Annotated in this window: 17 protein-coding genes, 1 tRNA gene and 1 pseudogene; 7 read left to right on the plus strand and 12 right to left on the minus strand. The window is 41.7% G+C overall.

Features of this window, described 5'->3' with window-relative positions; all coding sequences use genetic code 11:
* Positions 1 to 43: 43 nt before the first annotated feature.
* From devC to ACFFRD_RS09975, 3 genes are all read right to left on the minus strand, one after another.
* Positions 44 to 1,198, minus strand: a complete 1,155-nt coding sequence (gene devC, locus ACFFRD_RS09965; RefSeq protein WP_392481332.1) for an ABC transporter permease DevC — start codon at positions 1,196 to 1,198, stop codon at positions 44 to 46.
* A 249-nt stretch (positions 1,199 to 1,447) separates the two neighbouring features.
* Complete coding sequence (locus tag ACFFRD_RS09970; protein ID WP_163934252.1) at positions 1,448 to 2,872, minus strand: HlyD family efflux transporter periplasmic adaptor subunit; 1,425 nt, start codon at positions 2,870 to 2,872, stop codon at positions 1,448 to 1,450.
* Positions 2,873 to 3,853: 981 nt separating this feature from the next.
* Positions 3,854 to 4,591 carry a phycocyanobilin:ferredoxin oxidoreductase gene (locus ACFFRD_RS09975; protein ID WP_392481333.1) on the minus strand — a complete coding sequence of 246 codons (738 nt, stop codon included), beginning with the start codon at positions 4,589 to 4,591 and terminating at the stop codon, positions 3,854 to 3,856.
* 201 nt (positions 4,592 to 4,792) lie between these two features.
* On the opposite strand from ACFFRD_RS09975, the gene ACFFRD_RS09980 reads away from it, so the two are divergent.
* Complete coding sequence (locus ACFFRD_RS09980) at positions 4,793 to 5,002, plus strand: hypothetical protein (RefSeq protein ID WP_392481334.1); 210 nt, start codon at positions 4,793 to 4,795, stop codon at positions 5,000 to 5,002.
* A 412-nt stretch (positions 5,003 to 5,414) separates the two neighbouring features.
* Here ACFFRD_RS09980 and ACFFRD_RS09985 read toward each other — a convergent pair whose 3' ends face one another.
* Positions 5,415 to 7,721 (minus strand): IMS domain-containing protein, encoded by a 2,307-nt coding sequence (locus ACFFRD_RS09985; RefSeq protein ID WP_392481335.1) that lies wholly within the window; start codon positions 7,719 to 7,721, stop codon positions 5,415 to 5,417.
* A 941-nt stretch (positions 7,722 to 8,662) separates the two neighbouring features.
* On the opposite strand from ACFFRD_RS09985, the gene pdhA reads away from it, so the two are divergent.
* The 3 genes from pdhA to ACFFRD_RS10000 all read left to right on the plus strand — a co-directional run bounded on the left by pdhA (position 8,663) and on the right by ACFFRD_RS10000 (position 10,800).
* Positions 8,663 to 9,697: a pyruvate dehydrogenase (acetyl-transferring) E1 component subunit alpha gene (pdhA, locus tag ACFFRD_RS09990; RefSeq protein WP_114080372.1), complete on the plus strand. Its 1,035-nt coding sequence runs from the start codon at positions 8,663 to 8,665 to the stop codon at positions 9,695 to 9,697.
* A 100-nt stretch (positions 9,698 to 9,797) separates the two neighbouring features.
* Positions 9,798 to 10,667, plus strand: coding sequence for an aldose epimerase (locus ACFFRD_RS09995; RefSeq protein ID WP_392481336.1), 870 nt, complete (start codon positions 9,798 to 9,800; stop codon positions 10,665 to 10,667).
* A 61-nt stretch (positions 10,668 to 10,728) separates the two neighbouring features.
* A tRNA-Lys gene (locus tag ACFFRD_RS10000) sits at positions 10,729 to 10,800 on the plus strand.
* A gap of 307 nt (positions 10,801 to 11,107) precedes the next feature.
* Here the strand turns inward: ACFFRD_RS10000 and ACFFRD_RS10005 are convergent.
* Together ACFFRD_RS10005 and ACFFRD_RS10010 are read right to left on the minus strand one after the other, a co-directional pair.
* Positions 11,108 to 12,043: an SDR family NAD(P)-dependent oxidoreductase gene (locus tag ACFFRD_RS10005; protein ID WP_392481337.1), complete on the minus strand. Its 936-nt coding sequence runs from the start codon at positions 12,041 to 12,043 to the stop codon at positions 11,108 to 11,110.
* 58 nt (positions 12,044 to 12,101) lie between these two features.
* Positions 12,102 to 12,674 (minus strand): TetR/AcrR family transcriptional regulator, encoded by a 573-nt coding sequence (locus ACFFRD_RS10010; RefSeq protein WP_114080369.1) that lies wholly within the window; start codon positions 12,672 to 12,674, stop codon positions 12,102 to 12,104.
* On the opposite strand from ACFFRD_RS10010, the gene ACFFRD_RS10015 reads away from it, so the two are divergent.
* Both ACFFRD_RS10015 and fba read left to right on the plus strand, forming a co-directional pair.
* Positions 12,666 to 12,854 carry a hypothetical protein gene (locus ACFFRD_RS10015; protein WP_392481338.1) on the plus strand — a complete coding sequence of 63 codons (189 nt, stop codon included), beginning with the start codon at positions 12,666 to 12,668 and terminating at the stop codon, positions 12,852 to 12,854. The genes ACFFRD_RS10010 and ACFFRD_RS10015 overlap by 9 nt on opposite strands.
* A 391-nt stretch (positions 12,855 to 13,245) precedes the next feature.
* Positions 13,246 to 14,325, plus strand: coding sequence for a class II fructose-bisphosphate aldolase (gene fba / locus ACFFRD_RS10020; protein ID WP_100898838.1), 1,080 nt, complete (start codon positions 13,246 to 13,248; stop codon positions 14,323 to 14,325).
* Between the two features lie 199 nt (positions 14,326 to 14,524).
* On the opposite strand, the gene ACFFRD_RS10025 is transcribed toward fba, so the two are convergent.
* The gene (locus ACFFRD_RS10025; RefSeq protein ID WP_114080368.1) at positions 14,525 to 15,337 is read right to left on the minus strand and encodes a carbon-nitrogen hydrolase family protein; all 813 of its coding nucleotides are present in this window, start codon (positions 15,335 to 15,337) and stop codon (positions 14,525 to 14,527) included.
* 211 nt (positions 15,338 to 15,548) lie between these two features.
* Here ACFFRD_RS10025 and ACFFRD_RS10030 point away from each other — a divergent pair.
* A pseudogene (locus ACFFRD_RS10030) lies at positions 15,549 to 16,143 on the plus strand (MarC family protein).
* A 148-nt stretch (positions 16,144 to 16,291) separates the two neighbouring features.
* Here the strand turns inward: ACFFRD_RS10030 and trxA are convergent.
* The 5 genes from trxA to ACFFRD_RS10055 form a co-directional block, all read right to left on the minus strand.
* The gene (trxA, locus tag ACFFRD_RS10035; RefSeq protein WP_012411836.1) at positions 16,292 to 16,615 is read right to left on the minus strand and encodes a thioredoxin; all 324 of its coding nucleotides are present in this window, start codon (positions 16,613 to 16,615) and stop codon (positions 16,292 to 16,294) included.
* A 384-nt stretch (positions 16,616 to 16,999) separates the two neighbouring features.
* Positions 17,000 to 18,163, minus strand: a complete 1,164-nt coding sequence (locus ACFFRD_RS10040; RefSeq protein ID WP_114083444.1) for a GuaB3 family IMP dehydrogenase-related protein — start codon at positions 18,161 to 18,163, stop codon at positions 17,000 to 17,002.
* Positions 18,164 to 18,499: 336 nt separating this feature from the next.
* On the minus strand, positions 18,500 to 19,030 hold the full coding sequence (locus tag ACFFRD_RS10045; RefSeq protein ID WP_012411838.1) for a YdcF family protein: 531 nt from the start codon (positions 19,028 to 19,030) through the stop codon (positions 18,500 to 18,502).
* A gap of 442 nt (positions 19,031 to 19,472) precedes the next feature.
* Positions 19,473 to 19,697, minus strand: coding sequence for a type II toxin-antitoxin system HicA family toxin (locus ACFFRD_RS10050; protein WP_392481339.1), 225 nt, complete (start codon positions 19,695 to 19,697; stop codon positions 19,473 to 19,475).
* Positions 19,694 to 19,909 (minus strand): type II toxin-antitoxin system HicB family antitoxin, encoded by a 216-nt coding sequence (locus ACFFRD_RS10055; RefSeq protein ID WP_392481340.1) that lies wholly within the window; start codon positions 19,907 to 19,909, stop codon positions 19,694 to 19,696. The genes ACFFRD_RS10050 and ACFFRD_RS10055 overlap by 4 nt, the downstream gene beginning before the upstream one ends.
* Positions 19,910 to 19,991: the final 82 nt, after the last annotated feature.

The following is a 19,991-nucleotide window of genomic DNA, read 5'->3' on the forward strand; positions in this document are numbered from 1 at the left end:
AGGTCTATTTATTAACTATTAATCTTAATTAAGATTAAATTAATTAAAAGATATCTGCTGGATCTGCGGAACGTAATTTTCGGACTGCGATCGCACCGGAAATAATGCACATCAGCATAGTCAAAATTAATACCATTACGGCACGGTCAAAACTCATAAAAACTGGTAAAAGTGTTGCATCCCTAGCACTCTGATACATAAATAAAGAAAAAACTATTCCAGGGAAGTATCCTAAAACGGCTAATAGTAAAGCCTCTTGAAGAATTACGGTTAATAAATAGTTTTGTGTATAGCCTATTGCTTTGAGAGTAGCGTATTCAGCTAAGTGATCTGCTACTTCTGTATAAAGGATCTGATAAACAATCACAGTTCCTACAATGAAACCCATGACAGTTCCTAATGTGAAAATAAATCCAATAGCTGTACTGTTTGCCCAATAATTCCGCTCAAAATCAATAAATTCCTGCTTGGTTAAAACATTTACCTCTTTAGGTAGATATTGTCGTAGTTCTTGAGCAACAACTTGAGCATCTGCTCCCGGTTTTAATCTAATCAGCCCAATATCAATTAATCCTTTTTGACGATTACTAAATATTCGTAGAAAATTAATATCACTCGTAATTAAATTACCATCTGCACCGAATGATGCACCTAATGTAAATAGTCCCTCTACTTTAATGCGCCGCCTTCGTACTTCTGCTGTTACAGTCTTTCCTTGGCTAAAGTTAGCAGCAATAGGCCCATACTCTATCCGAGAAGAACGGTCAAATAAAACTACATCTGGGAGTTTAAGTTTCTCTAAGTTCTCCTGAACCCCAGGTAAGTTAACTATATTAGTTTCTGGGTTCATTCCAAAAATTAAAATACTACGAGGACGACCTGTTACAGGATTTTTCCAGATTGTAAAGTCCAAATATATAGGATGTACTGATTGTACTGCGGGTAACTCTAAAGCTTTATATAAACGTCTTTGAGAAAAGCTCCTCATCGCCAAAACAGCGCTAGATTGACTATTAATTAAGACAATATCGCCTTGCAAGCTGTTATGAAATCGAACGTTACTATAATATAAGGCATCTCGGAAGCCGAGTTGCATAAACATTAAAATATCAGCAAAAGAAATTCCTGCTAAAGCCACAGCTAGGCGAGTTTTTTCCCTTGTCAGTTGTAGCCACGACAGAGGTATTTTTTGATTCATTTTATAGGTATCCAAGCACAGCTATTATTTACAGCAGAATTTAGAATTTAGTAGTCAGAAACCAGATGTAGCAAGTTTTAATACCTGGCTTTGAAGTTTAGGCTATTTACCTCACTTAATTACAAACTGCTGTAATTTATTAGGCATTGTTTATAGAATGTTTAAAGTTGATAAAACACCCTAGCTAAGAACATCTCCAATTCAAAGTATCAAATCAGAAATTGGGATTACTGCTCATCCATAACTTAACTAGTTATTAATTTCAACAACCACTTTAGCGTAAGTTAAACCAGAAACTTTTTGGCTATCTTCTGGAGGCAAAGCAATTTTAACTTCTACAACTCTGGCATCCACATCTGCTGCTGGATCTGTATTTAGCACGTCCTTTTTACCAATTTTTCTGCCAATTTCAGTGACAGTTCCCTTCAATTCGCCGCTAAATGCTCCATTATCGCTACTTATAGTGGCGTTTTGGCCAATTTGCACTTTACCAATGCTGTCTTCGGCTACTTCAGCAATCACATACATTTGGCTAGTTTGGCCAATTTCAGCAATACCATTTGCACCTATGGCTTCACCTGATTTGGTATAAACTTTTAAAATCTCTCCAGCAATTGGTGCTTGAACGTAGCTTAACCTTAGTTGTGCTTCGGCTTTTCTGACATTTGCGATCGCATTACTAACTTGAGCTTGCGCTACTTGCACATCGGTAGGACTAACATCTAAAATTCTGCTTAGTTTGGCCTTTTCTTCCTCAATTTGTCTTTGCAAAGTTGCTAAAGTTTTGTCACGATTAACTTTCGCTTCGATTAGCTGCTGTTGCAATGTTGCTAAATTTTGTATTTGGTTAGCTCTAGCCTCGGCAAGTTGCTGTCGTATGGTTGCTAACGTCTGCTTTAGGGTAGCTTGGCTTTCGGCCACCTGTTGATTAGAAGTTACTGCACTCAAGCGTCTGCGATCGCGCTCTTGCTGAGAAATCGCACCTTCTCGGTATAAAAAATCATAGCGTCCGGCATCGACTTGGGCATTGCGCTGTTCGGCTCGGATACGTGTAAGCGTTGCTCTGAGAGCTTCTCTTTGCCCACTGAGTTCAGCTTCTAAACGATTCACAGTTGCTTGCTGAACAAGTTTATCCCCACTTAATTGAGCCGCAATCCGGGCGATCGTTGCTTGTTGAGCATCCCTTTCCCCAACAAACTGCGCTTGTAGGCGAGCAACAACTGCTCTTTGAGCTTGAATATCTCTTGGAGATCCAGCCCTAACTTGCGCTAAATTCGCACGGGCTTCTTGCACTTTGGCTTTCGCCTCTTCTAGTCCGGCTATTTGGGTATCGCGGTTGTCCAAAATTGCCAAAATTTGGCCTTGCTTTACCTGTTCGCCCTCTCTCACCAGAAGTTGCTGAATTCTTGACGATGGCGATAATCCTGATGATGGGGCGGACAATTTAACAACCTCGCCTCGCGGTTCCAAACGCCCTACAGCACTAATGCTATTGGTAGATGGCATTACGGGTACGGATGTAGTGAGTTTTCTCAGCTGCTCGATTTTAGCTGTACCTAGTATCCCAGCCGCGATTACTATTGGCACAGCTACAGCGATACCCCACCAAATCTTAGGTTGTTCTTGATTAAGTGCCTGCTCACTTGGCTTTGGCTTTTCAGTCACCCTTGACATAGTATGTTGCCCGTTTACCTGAATTGTGCTGATGGAAGTAAAAATAAAAGGGTTTTTAATCAACAGCCAGCTGCTTAGGACAAACAACAGTGCTTTAAAGCTGGGTATGGCTTAAAATCCATTGCGTGATGAACGCTCAACACTATGGTTTTGCAAAATGGTGTTTTCTAATAGCGATGTCTGACGACAAGACGCTGACGCTCCTTCTCTGCGAGACGCTACGCGAACGTCGCTACCGCTTCGCTAATGCGTCTACGCTTGAGCAATACTTGTCGGGCTTTGGGGGAAAGGGACTTTATATATCGAGCCTTCCACTCCTTTTCCCTTTAACGAAGCAGTATTGCTAGGGGTAGCCGCTATGCGTCTATGTATGCAATACATTGACCTCACTTCCATTCTTCTTGCCTTTTAGGAGAGAAGAATGGAAGCTTGCTTACTTGGGGTTAGGTCTGTATTGAAACGAGAAGCGCTATAGTAGCTGGCTATTCAATAACTCTGAGTATTATTGAGACATGAGTGTAATGGAAATTAGCAGAATCAAATCTAAATATAGAGACGCGATATATCATGTCTCTACACAAAATCCCAAAATGGTATGATGCGATACTGTACTGCTACATCAACTACGGCTACAGTTGTCACAAAATTGACAAAAGTAGACTGTTGCCTTGTTTGGATACAATCTTGCTACAAAAGTTAGTCTTCCTTAAGTGAATGAATGATTAACTAACTAAAAAATATCTATCAACTTGAGCATTCCTAACATCAGAGTTTCCTTAACTTTCTGGTCAATGAGTTAGCTGTCTCTAGTTGCTTGCACCTGCCAAGACAACCAACCATTTTGTGATATTTGCTTCAAAGACCTGACTACTCTCCCTGTTGGCGTTTTGGGACTCCATTAAACTCTCGTTGAATGAATTCTACATTTATCTGTTACGCGAAAACGTAACAGAGCCTACAGATGGGGAGATGGGGGAATGATTAAGTTGGAAGGTCGAATAAAACTGTGGTCATATAATTTTCTGCCCAAACTGGACCAAAAGCTTTTTCTAGTACGCGGCGAGTTTTATCGTTTTGCTGCTGTTTGGTGCAGTAGTTGTGTTGTCCGGCAAGGTTTTGTGTGACTTGTTCGACTGAAACAGGATGTGAGGCGATCGCTTGCATACAATGAATGTCTAAAAATTCTCGCACACGCGACAGAAACATTGCTTCTTCTTCTGGGGAACTGGGGCGCACAAAGATGCAAAAATCCGAAAAAATATTTCCCCATTCTGGTAATTCACGGGGTTGGGAAAAGTTAAGCACTGGTAGCTGTGCCAGTGCAGTAGTATAAGATTCTGGTAAGGTGCGCTCTAATTGGATAGGGGAAAGGTCTGCGATCGCTGCACTAATTTGACCTCTACCCCCAACTAAATCGCAACCAAACATCGGCAGGTTGTATTCTGGACGGGGAAACATAACGCAGTGCAAAATATCCAGCATATTTCCGATTTTTGCCAGTTCCAAGTGCATCTTCCGAAACTGGGGCGTTTGATAGCACCGATTTTCAATCGTCAGTTTTTCGCCTTCTAGTCTACCTTCCACATACCCCAACTCATCAGGCAAATGGTAGGGCGATAGATCCAGGTGCTGATGCCAAGCTGCCTCAATACAATCAGCTAGCTGACGAATTAGGGGATGTTGTTGCTCACGCAGCGAGGGCATAGAAGTAAATGACATAAGCTAGTTGGGAATGCGAATCTAATGCCCAGTCTACAACCTGTCGTGCCACACCTGTGTGGTCTGCAATATAAGCAAACAGTTCCACACAGCCAACGTAAAGTTATACGACAGATGCTTTTCACAAAGATTATTTATTTTGTAGTCTAGGTTACAGAAATAATTTTAGATTAGCCCACTTTTGAAGGCTAATAGAAAGCTATGAAACTAGATTCTCGTAGACCAGATTTTGCTGTGCAACCAAGAAGGCAGAATCTGGAGGATTTAAATTGGGTAAAACTTTTGCAACTTCCTAACCCCTTTAGTTTTGACGAAGCACTTTTATTATGTCCGGTTTCAGCAGATGAGTGGCTAGCCTGGATTCCAGATCATGGGGAGGCGATACTCAATATTAGACATTTTTACTACTAAGTATTTTATTTAGGTTTACTCTTTGATGTTTGAAAATATACCTAGAATGTGTTAGCGACAGCGTAACGCACCATTTATAAACATAAGTTTCGATAAACTTCTTCCTGCCTTGAACTTCCGTTCAAATCTGTCCCTTTTCGACTCGGAGAGAGACGGTTCTGCGTAGTAAAATCAGGGAGAGGTTTCAATATTTAAGGTAATTAGGCGGTTAGAAAATGAGCCGTCGGACTCACATTTTATAATAGTTTCGTGCGTTCCGACGTTCCGTCTAACACACCCTAAAATACCTAATTTTTTTCATAAATCAAATCGGATTCCTATAGGATTATCTCAGTGATAACTATGAGAAAAATATTTCCTAATTAAGTTGAATGATACAGCTTGGTACAGATAATTGCCGAAAAATTCCAAATTATCTGGTGAATTGATTCACAACAGATGTACTCTGAATACGCCATTTACCTCGTTCTCGAATCAAATCATACCGAACTCTCAATTTATCATTAGAAGAGTTTTTAAACTGACCATTTTCATATAACTGCGTCACTTCATTGACCGTAGCTTCTACTGCGGCACGATCTGCAAATAAACCAATTTTCTCAGCCGATTCTATCTTCAAACTATGGTCGAACTTGCGGTAGCGATTGTCTAACCTATTCTGTTGAGCAATCAACCGCCATTGAGATAAAGCTGAACCAGTTAAAATTTGCTCTAAATTATTAATTTCATGATTTGGCCCTAAAGCTGCGGCTTTGGTAGATAACCAAGTGTAAATAACTTTTTCTGCCTCTGCACTTGTTAAAAGTCCTTCTTCTGATTCTGGCTGTCTATTTGGATCGGGAATAGTTACCGGTGGTTGGTTTATTTGTACAAACAACTGTAGATCAGGCGGAGAAGGTTGAGAAAAAAACAGATTTTTTAACCATCCAAAAGTTGTTGTGGCTAATACCCAAAAAACTAATATGCTCACCAAAGAAATAAACACTCTCCATACCAGCCGTGTTTTCCCTTCTATGGTGTTCGCAAAAGTTCGCCTCCGTCGGGGACGACGAGAATGAGGACGATTATCTGGTACACGCTCTCGGATAGCAGATGGAGTGGGTTTTCTCCGCCTACGCTTTTGGTTATGAACTGGTGTAGCACTTTTAGCAGAACCGTTCAAATGCTGATTAGTGCCTCTGCTCATCCGTTCAGCAGCAGGAACGTCTGATTTTACACTTCCCGATGAACTCCACATAGGTGGTGAGAAGTTTGGATATTCGGGTGTTTCTTTTGTTGGTGTTTCTGGTAAATCGGGGTTAGGTATTTTGCTGTGATTAAATTGTGCTGAAGTCTTAGTTGAATTGTTATGGAAATTAGGATTCTTTGCCTTGGCTTGGGGAAAATACTGGGGGTTAATTACAGCCCATTCATTAGTTGTTTCGGCATCAGTTGGCAGTGCTTCTAAATAAGCTTGTACCTGTTGGTTAGCAAAATAATCTTTTAAAAAAGCTTGCTGGTTTGCTAAATCTCGAAAATGGGGAAAGACTTCGTGTTGTAGCCACTGCTCTGCATATAGACACAGCCCCGGTAACAAATCTGGAGAGTCTTGAGATTTTTCTCGAATAAAAGCTAAAGCTTCGTACTCCTGACTAAGCTCTAAAACACGAGTTGCTTCTTCAGTTTGCCCCAAAAGTAAGGCACATAGCGACTGTTCTAAATGTACATCTTGGCGCTTGCCCAGACGCACGAGCATTTGTCTTGCTTGACGAATTAAAGCAGGTTGCCGTTGAGCAAATCCTCGCGCTATCAAGGCATAAACAGCTAAGTAAGTGGCAACAGCAGAATTGCGTTTGCTTTGGGCTTCAAATAACTTGTGCTGTTCTGCGACTGTTAAGTGGTTGCGTAACTGCTGAATAAATCGTAGAAAGTCATCTATGTTTAAACCAGAGTCATCATTATTCGTGCCATCAATGCCGCCACGATCTTCTAAGAGATTTTGCAATAATTCTAAGCCTTGGCTTCGTTCGGCAGTCTTTTCTTGGGGTAATGCGAGCAACTCCAAAATTCGATATGGCCGCAATTTGTAAAGATCAGCCTGAATTTCTGCCTGAATGCTGGAGAACAAACCTTCCCGTACTAGCAGTTCTTGACCAGTTTCTAGGGATATGGCGGCATTTTCGTAGTGACCTTGCTGCCATTGTTCCCGACCTAATTCTAGGCAGGCAAGAGCAACAGTGAGAACGACATCTGGGTGTTCAGCACTTTCATAAATTTCTTCGTCTGCTAAATTATTGCTCTTTCTTGCACTTGTAGCACTATTTTTATTTACCAGGTACGGACGACCTAGTTTCAGTACAAGTTCGTATTCCCCCAACTCTTGCAAAATTAATAAAGCGCCAACTAATTCGTCTTGGGTAATTTCGATACCAAGACTCTGGGTATCACTACCCCTTTTGGTGCTTTCTGTACGATTTTCCTGTGCTACTGCGGCAGCAGCAAGGTTATCAGGGTCATAGGCGTGGGCAAGATAAAGCTGATCGTAGGTACTGCGTTGTTTTGGATCTGATAAAACCACGTAAGCTTCTTCTATGAGTTGTTTACGAGAAGAAATTGCTGCCTGAGAATACTCACGTCGCGGCAATTGTACAATGCGATCGCTGTATGCCTGTCGCAATTGTTCTTCACTTGCCGCTAACGGTAGTCCTAAAATTCGGTAGTAATCTAGCGGAATTCGCACAGCCTACTTCCCCTGCACCGTGATCAACATAATTCACCTAGAGCTTTCCAGGCCTGTAAAACCGTGCCATAAAAATGCCGTATAGAATTTACTCTACAAGTGTATATTGCAACAACTCGTTTTGTAACTTCCCGAAATTTTGAGTCACATTCTAGTACTAATTTTTTGCTTTCGCCTAGAAAGCCTCAATTGTTTGTCTTAATTCTTAGTATTTTTGTTTAACACGACTATTATCAGCCTTCGATACCACAAACCACAACTACCGCTTTTAATCACGGCATAAATGTTGTGGTTGCAAGAATCTATTGATAATTGATTTTTTTGGGACTTTCCCAGTATGAAGTAACAAAAATACTACTATTGGGGATTGACCCTGATAACAGGAGAACAAAAATAATATCATAATTAACCTTTAATTACAATTACCTATTTGGGTATATGGACTTTTGCTTCATTTTTTCTAAATTGTTAATGGATATGCAGAAAGCAGTCTATGTTGATTGCTAGTCTATGAAGGGGAATATTCAGGAGTGCTGAGTTCTGAGTAAGAAGTAATGAGTAAGACGTAGTACTTGTGAATCTTTTTCTAAGTACTCGCTACTCGTAACTGATTTGATGCCTAATCGGTCTAATTTTACTTTTTACTCAGCACGAGCTAAACCTTAGCTTTCCGCTAACGGTACTCAGCACTGTTTTGGTGAGAGAGAAAAACCCAAAGCGATATATATTGTCGTTAGAGTCAAATCCTCACAGGGTATGGGCTGAAAAGTTAAAAATCAAAAATTAAAAATTCAGCTATTCCCTAAGACCCTTTTTTGGTGCATAAATAAAGTTTGATTGTTGAGTCTTACAAACGCTAGCCTGTTAAAAGCCGAGGTGTTATCAGACCAACTTATTTAAGACCGTAACTTTAAGTTGTACAACAGGGATACTCAAAAATAATGGTTCAAGAGCGTACTTTACCCACATTTAATCCTGCTACTACGCAAATTACTAAAGAAGAAGGGTTATGGTTGTATGAGGATATGGTTTTAGGGCGCTTGTTTGAAGACAAGTGCGCTGAAATGTACTACAGGGGCAAAATGTTTGGTTTTGTCCATTTGTACAACGGTCAAGAAGCTGTTTGTACAGGTGTTGTACAGTCAATGCGACCGGGTGAAGATTACGTTTGTAGTACTTACCGCGACCACGTTCATGCTTTGAGTGCGGGAGTACCAGCAAGAGAGGTAATGGCAGAATTATTTGGCAAAGCCACAGGTTGCAGCAAAGGGCGCGGTGGTTCCATGCACATGTTTTCTGCCGAACATCGTTTGCTGGGTGGCTATGCTTTTGTGGCTGAGGGAATTCCTGTAGCAGCTGGAGCAGCTTTTCAAAGCAAATACCGCCGCGAAGTGCTGGGAGATAAAAATGCTGACCAAGTGACAGCTTGCTTTTTTGGTGACGGTGCAGCTAACAATGGTCAGTTTTTTGAGACGCTAAATATGGCAGCCTTATGGAAACTGCCAATTCTTTTTGTAGTCGAAAATAATAAGTGGGCCATTGGGATGTCTCACGAACGGGCAACTTCCCAGCCAGAGATTTATAAAAAAGCTAGTGCATTTAACATGGTGGGCGTGGAAGTAGATGGCATGGATGTTCTAGCAGTCCGAGCCGTCGCTCAAGAAGCCGTCGCCCGTGCCCGTGCAGGTGAAGGCCCAACATTAATTGAGGCGCTTACCTACCGCTTCCGTGGTCACTCCTTGGCTGACCCAGATGAAATGAGGAGCAAAGCTGAGAAAGAATTTTGGTTTGCCCGTGACCCAATTAAGAAGCTGGCTGCTTATTTGCTGGAGCAAAATCTAGCGAATGAGGCAGAAATCAAAGCTATTGATCGTAAAATTCAGGATGTAATCGACGAGGCAGTTAAATTCGCCGAAAACAGCCCCGAACCAGACCCCAGCGAGTTATATCGTTTCGTGTTTGCAGAAGACGAATAAACAGTGCTGAGTTATGAGTGCTGAGTGCTGAGTACTTTTTATTTTGCTCAGAATTCAGCACTATGTACTCAGTACTACACCTTACTCAGGACTAAAATTTGTGTTTAGCATTGCAGTTCAACAGCAACAGTACAAGACGTACATTCTTTCTGATGAAGCCGCTAGTTCTCAATTAGAAGTAGTACCAGAACGCGGTGGTATTATCACCCGTTGGCGCATTCAAGGACAAGAAATTTTCTACTTGGACACTGAACGCTTTACTCATCCTGATTTGAGTGTCAGAGGTGGGAACCCAATTTTGTTTCCTATTTGTGGCAATCTCCCAGATAATACTTACATCCACAACGGGCAAAAATATACTCTCAAACAACACGGTTTTGCCCGTGAATTGCCGTGGAAAGCAACAGAACAGGAAACTGGAGATAAAGCTAGTCTCACTGTTGTTCTTGATAGCAATGAGCAAACTAAGGCAGTTTATCCTTTTGATTTTCAACTGGCTTTCACCTACGAACTTCAAGGTAATACCCTAGAAGTCCGCCAGCAGTATAAAAACTTATCATCCACACCAATGCCCTTTTCGGCTGGTTTCCATCCCTACTTTTTATGTGGTGATAAAACTCAGCTAGATGTTGAAATTCCTTCAAAGCAGTATCAAGACAATCAAACTAAGGAATTTCACTCTTTTGATGGCAATTTTGACTTTAGCCGTGACGAAATTGATTTTGCCTTTGGACAGCTAACGAGTAAATCAGCCACTGCGATAGATCGTAGCCGGAAGTTAAAACTCACCTTGGATTATGATGATTTCTCTACCTGGCTGGTATTTTGGACAGTCAAGGGCAAAGAATTCTACTGTCTAGAACCGTGGAGTGCCACCCGTAACTCTCTCAATACTGGTGATAACCTGACTGTGTTAGCACCAGGAGCTAGCCACACAGCATCTGTAAGGTTGACGGCTAATTTTTTCTAAACCCCTTTACAAATCTACAGATGTATATGCTATGATTGCAAAGTTGCGAAATGCAGCGAAAGGGTCGCTAACTCAACGGTAGAGTACTCGGCTTTTAACCGATTAGTTCCGGGTTCGAATCCCGGGCGACCCATATAAAGGTTTAAGTAACACTCGCCTTTGCTTTTGATATAAAAAGCAGAGGCGAGTTTTATTATTAGGAAATTTGTTAGGACTAACGCAAATAATAGCCGAAACCCTAATTTTAAGTTATGGCAATACCCTGCGGGAAGCCGCTTTGCGTCTACATGAATTGCCCCTACAACGTTTGGTTTTGCATAAGTCCTATTTGCGAATCCGATCGCTCTAGAGAACAAAAATTTTCGGATAAGCGATCGCTATCTTAGCCAAGGAAGTGCGATCGCCCATTATAAAATCTGTTAGCAGATGTGTGAATTTGGTCATTTGCCCGCGCTTTGGGGCTTTCTATTAAATTCAAATTTCACATTGGTGAGTTTTTCTGATACTTCCCATAGTTTTTTAGCGATCGCTTGGTCTTTGGATAACTCGTTTGATTCGACTTTTATTGGATAGCCGCGTATCTCCATAAACCCATTGGGGCCGAAATATTCTGCGCCTTTTAAGCCTGCTTCGATTGCTGCCCGCAGAGTTGGTAATGCGCCCATCGTGATGTCTTGAGCAAGGATGCCGTTGAGATATTTCACAACGCCACCCGCAGTTCTCTGCAATTCGGTTGCTGTCCAGCCCGGATGCGAGGCGGTTACAAGTGTGTCGATACCGTTATCTTTTAGTTTTCGGTCGAGTTCGTAGGTAAAAAAGATGTTGGCAAGTTTGCTGTCGCCGTAAGCTTTCCATTTGGCATAACTTCTCTTTTCCCAATTCAAATCATCGAAATCTATTTTGCCTATACTATGTGCGCCGCTCGAAACATTGACAATTCGTGAGCCTTCGGTGTCGATCAAACGTTCCAAAAGCTGTCCTGTCAAAGCAAAATGTCCAAGATGATTAGTGCCGAACTGCAATTCAAAACCGTCCGTAGTTTTTGAATATGGTGGAATCATTACACCCGCATTATTAATCAGCAAATCCAGACGCACATAATTTTTCTGAAAGTTTTCAGCAAAATTTTTAACTGATGCTAAATTCGCCAAATCAAGTTCCATCACTTTGACATCGGCATCTTGATTCTGTTGAAGAATTTTTGCCAATGCCTTGTTTCCTTTGTCCAAATTGCGAACCGCAATGATTACAGACGCTTGTTTATTAGCTAAAACCCGCGCCGTCTCATAACCGATGCCACTGCTCGAACCCGTTACAATTGCTACTCTTCCTTTTTGACTCAGAATATTTTCCGCGTTCCATTTTTCATTTTTCATTTTATTTACTCCGGCTTAATTAATCGAACGTTCGTTTAATTAACTCTCAAAAAAAGAATTAATTCGTTACTGCATCCCACGCAATTTTATAGGCGGTTTCTAACATTTTTTCATCCAAAATCAAAACACCACTAAAATGCTCTTTTATCAATCCAGTGAGAGGTGCAAAGGTAAAAGCGGTAAAAATTTCCAGAGAAATATCCTTAAAAACTTTCTCCTCTTTACCGCGATTGAACAAATCTAACATTGGCTGGAAATAGCTCGAACTTTCATCTTTGCAAATGCGGTCAACCATCGGGGAATTAGCAAATTGCTCCGTAAAAGCAAATCTGACCGGATTTTTAATTGCATATTGATAATAATTATTCCAGACAATTTTAAAGGCTTTCTCCACCGATAGGTGCTGGTTGACACCTTTCAAAATTTCTGCACTCATTTCCTGCTTCACGAATAAATATATTTTATTGAGAAGATTTTCCTTGTTTTCAAAATAGACATATATTGTCGCGGGCGAAACATTCGCGGTTTTTGCAATTTTCGACATCGAAGTATCAGCAAAACCATTTGCAGTAATCAGTTCGATTGCCGCATCACAGATTGCTTGATTTTTTTTGTCGTCTTTGTGCCTCATAATTTCTATAATAAACGAACATTCGGTTATCGTCTAGTGAATAATTTTGATGATAGCGATACCTGCGGTGGAAACAGACTTGTACTGAGCATCTCGACTTCGCTCGATGGAACCGTAGTCGAAGTACAGCTTCTCTACGGGACGCTACGCGAATGCGGAAGCAAGCTACGCTATATTTAATGTGAGTGTCCCTTGGAGACTCATGTTAATTTATGTAAACTACGCATAGTTTGATCCCAAATGCAATAGTTAGGGAAAAACACCCTGATAGCATTTGTCAGAAGTTAGTGTGTTTAAGTTGAAGCGATCGCTTCGAGATGACCATTTGGGATACTAGGCTACCAGAGCTACTAGCTGTAGGGTAACTAAATCTACAGCGATACAGAGCAACGATGGTTCATAGTACAGGAGTATAGAACATAGTTATAGTAACGATGGCATAAACTTTTTCAACATAGATACACGACACTAGTTATAATTTCCTATAAGTTGAAAAAACTCTTAAGATTTAGCGTAATAAATACGCTTCTCTCAGACCGACTAGCTGACAACCACATTAGGAGGACTATCTATGGCGCTTGTACCACTGCGGCTGCTGTTGGATCACGCAGCTGAAAACGGTTACGGCATCCCAGCTTTCAACGTTAACAATTTGGAGCAGATTCAGGCAATCCTGAAGGCTGCTGTAGAGACAGATAGCCCCGTAATTTTACAAGCTTCACGCGGCGCTCGTAATTATGCTGGCGAAAACTTCCTCCGCCACCTGATTTTGGCAGCGGTAGAAACCTATCCTCACATTCCCATTGTCATGCACCAAGATCATGGGAATGCTCCTGCTACCTGCTACTCAGCAATTAAGAACAACTTCACCAGCGTGATGATGGATGGTTCTTTAGAAGCTGATGCTAAAACTCCTGCTAGCTTCGAGTACAACGTCAATGTTACCCGCGAAGTTGTAAATGTAGCTCATGCTTTGGGTGTCAGCGTTGAAGGTGAACTCGGTTGTTTGGGTTCTCTAGAAACTGGTGCTGGTGAAGCTGAAGATGGTCACGGGTTTGAAGGTACACTCGACCACTCACAACTGCTAACCGACCCCGATGAAGCTGTTGACTTTGTAGAAGCAACCCAAGTAGATGCATTGGCTGTTGCCATTGGCACAAGCCACGGTGCTTACAAGTTTACCCGCAAGCCGACTGGTGAAATTTTGGCCATCAGCCGCATTGAAGAAATTCACCGCCGTCTGCCTAACACCCACTTGGTAATGCACGGTTCATCCTCTGTACCTGAAGATTTACTTGCACTGATTAACCAGTATGGTGGTGCAATTCCTGAAACCTACGGTGTACCTGTAGAAGAAATCCAAAAAGGTATTAAGAGTGGTGTACGTAAAGTAAACATCGACACCGACAACCGTTTGGCAATCACTGCTGCTGTACGTGAAGCTTTGGCTAAAAAACCAGAGGAGTTTGACCCCCGTCACTTCCTCAAGCCTTCTATTACATACATGCAGAAGGTTTGTGCTGAACGCTATCAACAATTTGGCACAGCTGGCAATGCAAGCAAGATTAAGCAAATTTCTTTGGAAGATTTTGCTGCTAAGTATGCTAAAGGTGAACTCAATGTTGTTACCAAAGCTGCTGCTAAAGTTTAATTCTGACAACCAATAAATAGGTGCATAGTACTGCTATGCTCCTAAAAAATTGAGGATTTTAATATTGACATAAACCGGGTATTTACCCGGTTTTTTATTTTATTTGTAAAGGGTTGGGAATGGGGCATGGAGAATGGGGAATAATCAATAGTTGCTTCTTCCCCTGCTTCCCCTGCTCTCTACTCTCCACACTCAATCCCTAAAACACCCGATGTTGCAAAGAAGGCATTTGACGGCGGACTTGTTCTAACCTAGTAGGCTTGATTTCTGCGATCGCAATTCCCGGTTTTTCCCCAGCATCGGCTAAAATTACACCCCAAGGGTCGATAATAACGGCGTGGCCGTGGGTTAGACGACGACCGTAGTTATTCCCCGTTTGGGCGGGAGCAATGACGTAGGCGGTATTTTCGATGGCTCTGGCTTGTAGTAGTACTTGCCAGTGATCTTTGCCAGTAAAGGCGGTAAAAGCGGCGGGAATAAAGATAACATCGGCTCCCTTCTCTGCCAAATGACGATACAGTTCAGGGAACCGGACATCATAACAAATAGAAAGCCCTAAATTACCGAGTTTTTCTGAGAAATAGACGGGGGGTAATTGCGTACCAGCCACAACAGTGCTGGATTCCCGATAGGTGTTGCCGTCGGGGACATCAACATCGAATAGGTGTACTTTGTAGTAGCGGGCAAGTTCTTGACCGCTTGGATCGATAAGTAGAGTGGTGTTATAAACTTTGCCTGTATTGTCTACAGGAAGTGGAAAGCTGCCGCCCAAGATCGTAACTTGAAAGCGTTGGGCCATTTTTTTGAGAAATTTTTCACTTTCAAGAGCGATCGCATCGCCTTGCGCGAGTTTATCTTTTTCTTCGCCCATATAGGAAAAGTTTTCTGGCAAGCCAACCAATTCAGCGCCTTGACGCACGGCAAGCTCTATTAATTCTTCTGCCTGAGCCAAATTTTTGTGTAGATCGGGCACACTTGTCAATTGAATAGCGGCGGCTAAATAAGACTTCATAGATTCAACAACGAACAGTTGATTTATGGAAGATAGATTATCAAAATATATCGCTACTTCAACATATATGGAACTTAATTAGAAATACTTCAGCTAAGATTTTCTTTAACAGACTTATTTTATTGCTGATTTTAATCTTCCTCTAGGTTCTGGCAAACTGAGTAAGATTGGCATTAATTTATGATCGAACCCTGATATAAAGTTACCTGCTGTGGATATTTCTATTCTCGTTCAAACATTTATCGCTGTGTTTGTCCTAGCAGATGCTGTGGGCAATATACCAATTGTTTTAGTTTTGACCAAGGGCATGATGCCAGACCAAAGAAACAAAGTTATAGATAAAGCAATTATCGTTGCGATCGCAGTTCTTTTGCTATTTGCTTTTGCTGGGCAAGTAATTTTAAATTATTTGGAAATTAGTATCGGCTCTTTGCGAGTAGCAGGAGGTGTATTGTTGCTGTTAATTGCTTTGCAAATGCTGCGGGGAGAATTAGAATCAGCCAATTATTGAAGAAGGACGCGATGTCGTAATTACTCCACTAGCTTTACCACTGCTAGCGGGGTCGGGGACTTTGACAACGGTGATGTTGCTGATGTCGAAATCACAAAGTCCACATATTGCTGTGGCGGTGGGTATCTTAGGGGCAATGTTTATTACTTGGTTGATTTTGCGTTTAGCAAATCTTATTGACCAGTGGATTGGTGCAGAAGGTGGAGTGATTGTGACTCAGCTTTTGGGTTTTCTGTTGGCGGCGCTAGCAGTGGAAATTGGTAGTACGGGAATTAGAGAATTATTTTTGAGCTAGAAAACTCTTAAAAATATTCTTAGATTGTATACAAATGTAAACAAGTTTGAAAAACGAGAAATTCGCGCCTCTCAAACTTGTTTGTAAAAATTAACCTAAAGCTAGAACAACATTGATAACTCAAAGGGATTTTGTTACCAATTGAGTTTCAAAGATACTTTTCTAAAGTGGAAGCTAATGTACTTTTAGGTACAGCACCTACCACCATATCTACTTTTTGTCCATCTTTAAAAATCATTAATGTAGGAATACTGCGGATGCCGTACTGACTAGCAACTTGAGGATTTTCATCCGTGTTGACTTTGACGACCTTGATTTGACCTTTGTACTGTTCGGAGATTTCATCGACAACAGGAGCTACCATACGGCATGGTCCGCACCAGGGTGCCCAAAAGTCAACTAAAACTGGTACATCACTGTCGAGTACTTCTTGCTTGAAACTAGAATCGGTAACTTGTGCGGCTGTTGACATGCCTAAAACCTTCGCCAATAATATCTGAACTTGGTGAAAATTCTACCATAGCAAAAACCTCAGCTTGGGAGTCTAAGGATGTACATTTGCAAAGAAGCTCTAGAATTTATTTACAAACATAAGGAACCGCCCGAACAGTAGTCCGGGCGGAGTGTGGTGTGAGGAGTGAACGGAAACATTCGTCTCCGCTATCTCTATTGTAGGCGACATATCGAATTTTTCCAGCAATTGTTTAGGGGGCTGGAAAAATTTATTGAAGAATTTGGGATTGGGAATTGGGAAGAGGACTTGGGGACAAGGAGAATTCGGGACAAGGGGAAAGACTTGTTTCAAGTTCTCACTTCTTGTCCCCCTGCCCCCATGCTCCCCTGCTCCCCTGCCTCCTTATTTCCCCATACCTAATTGTTGAGCTTTTTGGTAAACTTTACCCTCGGTTAATAGGGAAGGGGCAATTACAACTTCCACTTGCTGCATTTCTTTAATATTTTTGGCTCCTAAAGTGCCCATGCTCGTCTTTAAGGCTCCTAAAAGATTGTGAGTGCCATCATCTAGTCCGGCTGGGCCAATGAGTATTTGCTCTAGGCTACCAGTGGTGGCAACGCGAATGCGGGTACCACGAGGCAAAACTGGGCTGGGAGTTGCCATACCCCAATGATAACCCCGTCCTGGGGCTTCTGCGGCTCTCGCAAAGGGTGAACCAATCATCACACCATCAGCACCACAGGCGATGCATTTACAAATATCGCCACCGGTGATTAAACCGCCATCAGCAATAATGGGAATATAGTTACCAGTTTCCTTGTAGTAATCATCTCGTGCTGCTGCACAATCTGCGATCGCAGTTGCCTGTGGCACACCCACACCCAACACCCCACGGGATGTACAAGCAGCACCGGGGCCAATTCCCACTAGTACGCCAGCCGCCCCAGCTTTCAACAAATTCAACGTCACGTCATAAGTCACGCAATTGCCCAATACCACAGGGATGGGCATAGAACGGCAAAATTCTGCTAAATCAAGTGGTATTACAGACTCTGGTGACAGATGTGCAGTAGAGACTACTGTAGCTTGAACAAAAAATAAATCGGCCCCAGCTTTTGCTACCGCCTCACCGTATTTACTTGCACCGGCTGGAGTTGCGCTTACCGCCGCAATCCCACCTTGTTGTTTAATTTCCTGAATACGTTTTTCAATTAATTCCGGCTTTATTGGTTCGGCATAGAGTTCTTGCATCAGGGCAACAAATTCATCTTTCCCCACAGAGGCAATCCGATCTAATATTGGCTCTGGGTCAACGTAGCGAGTGTGAATCCCCTCTAAATTGAGGACACCTAATGCTCCCAACTGTGACAAACGTACAGCCATGCGAACATCTACTACGCCATCCATAGCACTAGCAATTATGGGGATTTCTCGCTCAATATTGCCAATACGCCACTTAGTATCTGCCAAACTAGGATCTAGTGTTCTATTACCAGGAACTAAAGCAATTTCATCTATTCCGTAAGCTCTGCGAGCTGTTTTTCCCCGCCCAAGTTGAATTTCCACGCTTTAACTTTTATTCAAATCTGTTTAAGCTAGGGTATCAAATTGTGAGATAAGTTGGGGCGTTTTTTTCCCTGAGCTACACAGATAAATTCCATTTACGCAAGTTACCACTCAAAACTTTGATGGACGCAAAGTATTAACTAAGCAACCAAATGAGCAAAAACAGTTAATTGGTTTTTCTATTGTGTTGTTTGAGGGTTAATGTTGCGCTAGTTTTGCGATCGCTGTGGTTTCATGTGTCTATTATTACTTAGTTATTATCACGATTATTGGCATTAATGCTCTTAATTTACCTATCTTGAGTTACATCAAGACGATCAAATTCCCACTGATGATTTACCGTTTATTTTTAGCTGCATCCACACCAGTGTAACCAGTTGCTATCCAAAGTATGGCTCTGGCTCCATCGCGGATAGATTTTTCGATAGATTCAGGGGGTTTTTCTGAAGGGACTGGCACTGGTTTTAAATAAATACCTCGACTACCCAAAATAATTTCGCCGATGACACAAGCTCGGCGCATGTGGAAGTCTGAAGTAATCAAATAAACGCTCTTGATACCACGAGCTTGCAAATCATCTACTAACGTAGTAAAATTAGTAACTGTATCTACGGCTTCATAATCCAGGTGTAAACGCTTGGGATCAACACCAGCTTTGGTAAAGACTCGTTGGGTGAATCTAGGTGGACTACCCCCAGTAATCCAAATTGGTATATTTGGATGCTGGCGGACAAATTCGGCCGTAAACTTCTCTCGCTCTAAACGTCTAGTTGAACCACCCAACACTACAACTGCTTGCGGCTGTACAAATTGGTTTTGTACTTCTTTGTATCCCCACCAGATAATTAGTGGTAAGACAAAAGCCATAAAACGAAAAGATTTACCTGTAAAGAGTAGCTTATTCAAGGCTCGATAACTTTTTTTACTAAGTCAAAAATTTCCTCTAGCTAGAAGAAAAACAATAGTTGATAGTAGAGTAGCAAACTCCTCAATAATCTGCCCAAAAATATAAATTTGGGTGACTTTCGTGTTACAGCGCGATTAAGCGGGTTTGAAGTTTTTCCTTTAATTGATGGATTATCCTAGCCTATATGGGAAAATTCATCAAAGAGTTCTAGCACCTTGTAGAAGAACCCCATTTAGTAGTTGACTTTTCATTTTATATAGAAAATCCCTATCCTAAATATTGTAAAGTCAGGCAAGCGCTGGTAGAGTTGGCATTGCCTAGCAAAATATGGTAATGTGTTGTAGAAAATCAGAGTAATGCCCACCTTTACCTGATTTGCCGATCACAAATAGCTATTAATACTTACAACAATTCCCTAAATTCTTCACGAGTTATTTGGCAATCGCGTAATATTTGTGCCAGTAAACCACGACCAATTGTTTCACCTGAATGTACAGGAACTACTGTCCTGCGCCCATCGCTGTGTATCATAATATGATGACTACCACGTACTCTAGCCACTTCAAAATCGACTTTGCTAAGGGCTGCAATAACTTCCCTTCCTGTGACGCTTGGGAATTGACTCATATCTCAACTGCGACTCGCTGAATACCAATGAAGTCCAGTGAATCTTGCTGTTCTTCCTCAAATTCTAAACAAAGTTCAATCGCTTCTCTAATACGCTCCATTAACTCATCTAAAGTTTTGGCTTGCGTATGACAACCAGAAAGATTTGGGACGGAAGCAACAAAGTAGCCGTCTGCATCTTGTTCAATAATTACATTAAATTCTCGCTTCATTATGAACTTCCCTGAGATTATATTATATTCTCTCATTATTGAAAGAGCGATCGCCCCTACAATGAGAAAATATAATCATGCG

The sequence above is a fragment of the Nostoc sp. C110 genome, assembly GCF_043099725.1.
Classification (GTDB): Bacteria; Cyanobacteriota; Cyanobacteriia; order Cyanobacteriales; family Nostocaceae; genus Nostoc; species Nostoc muscorum_A.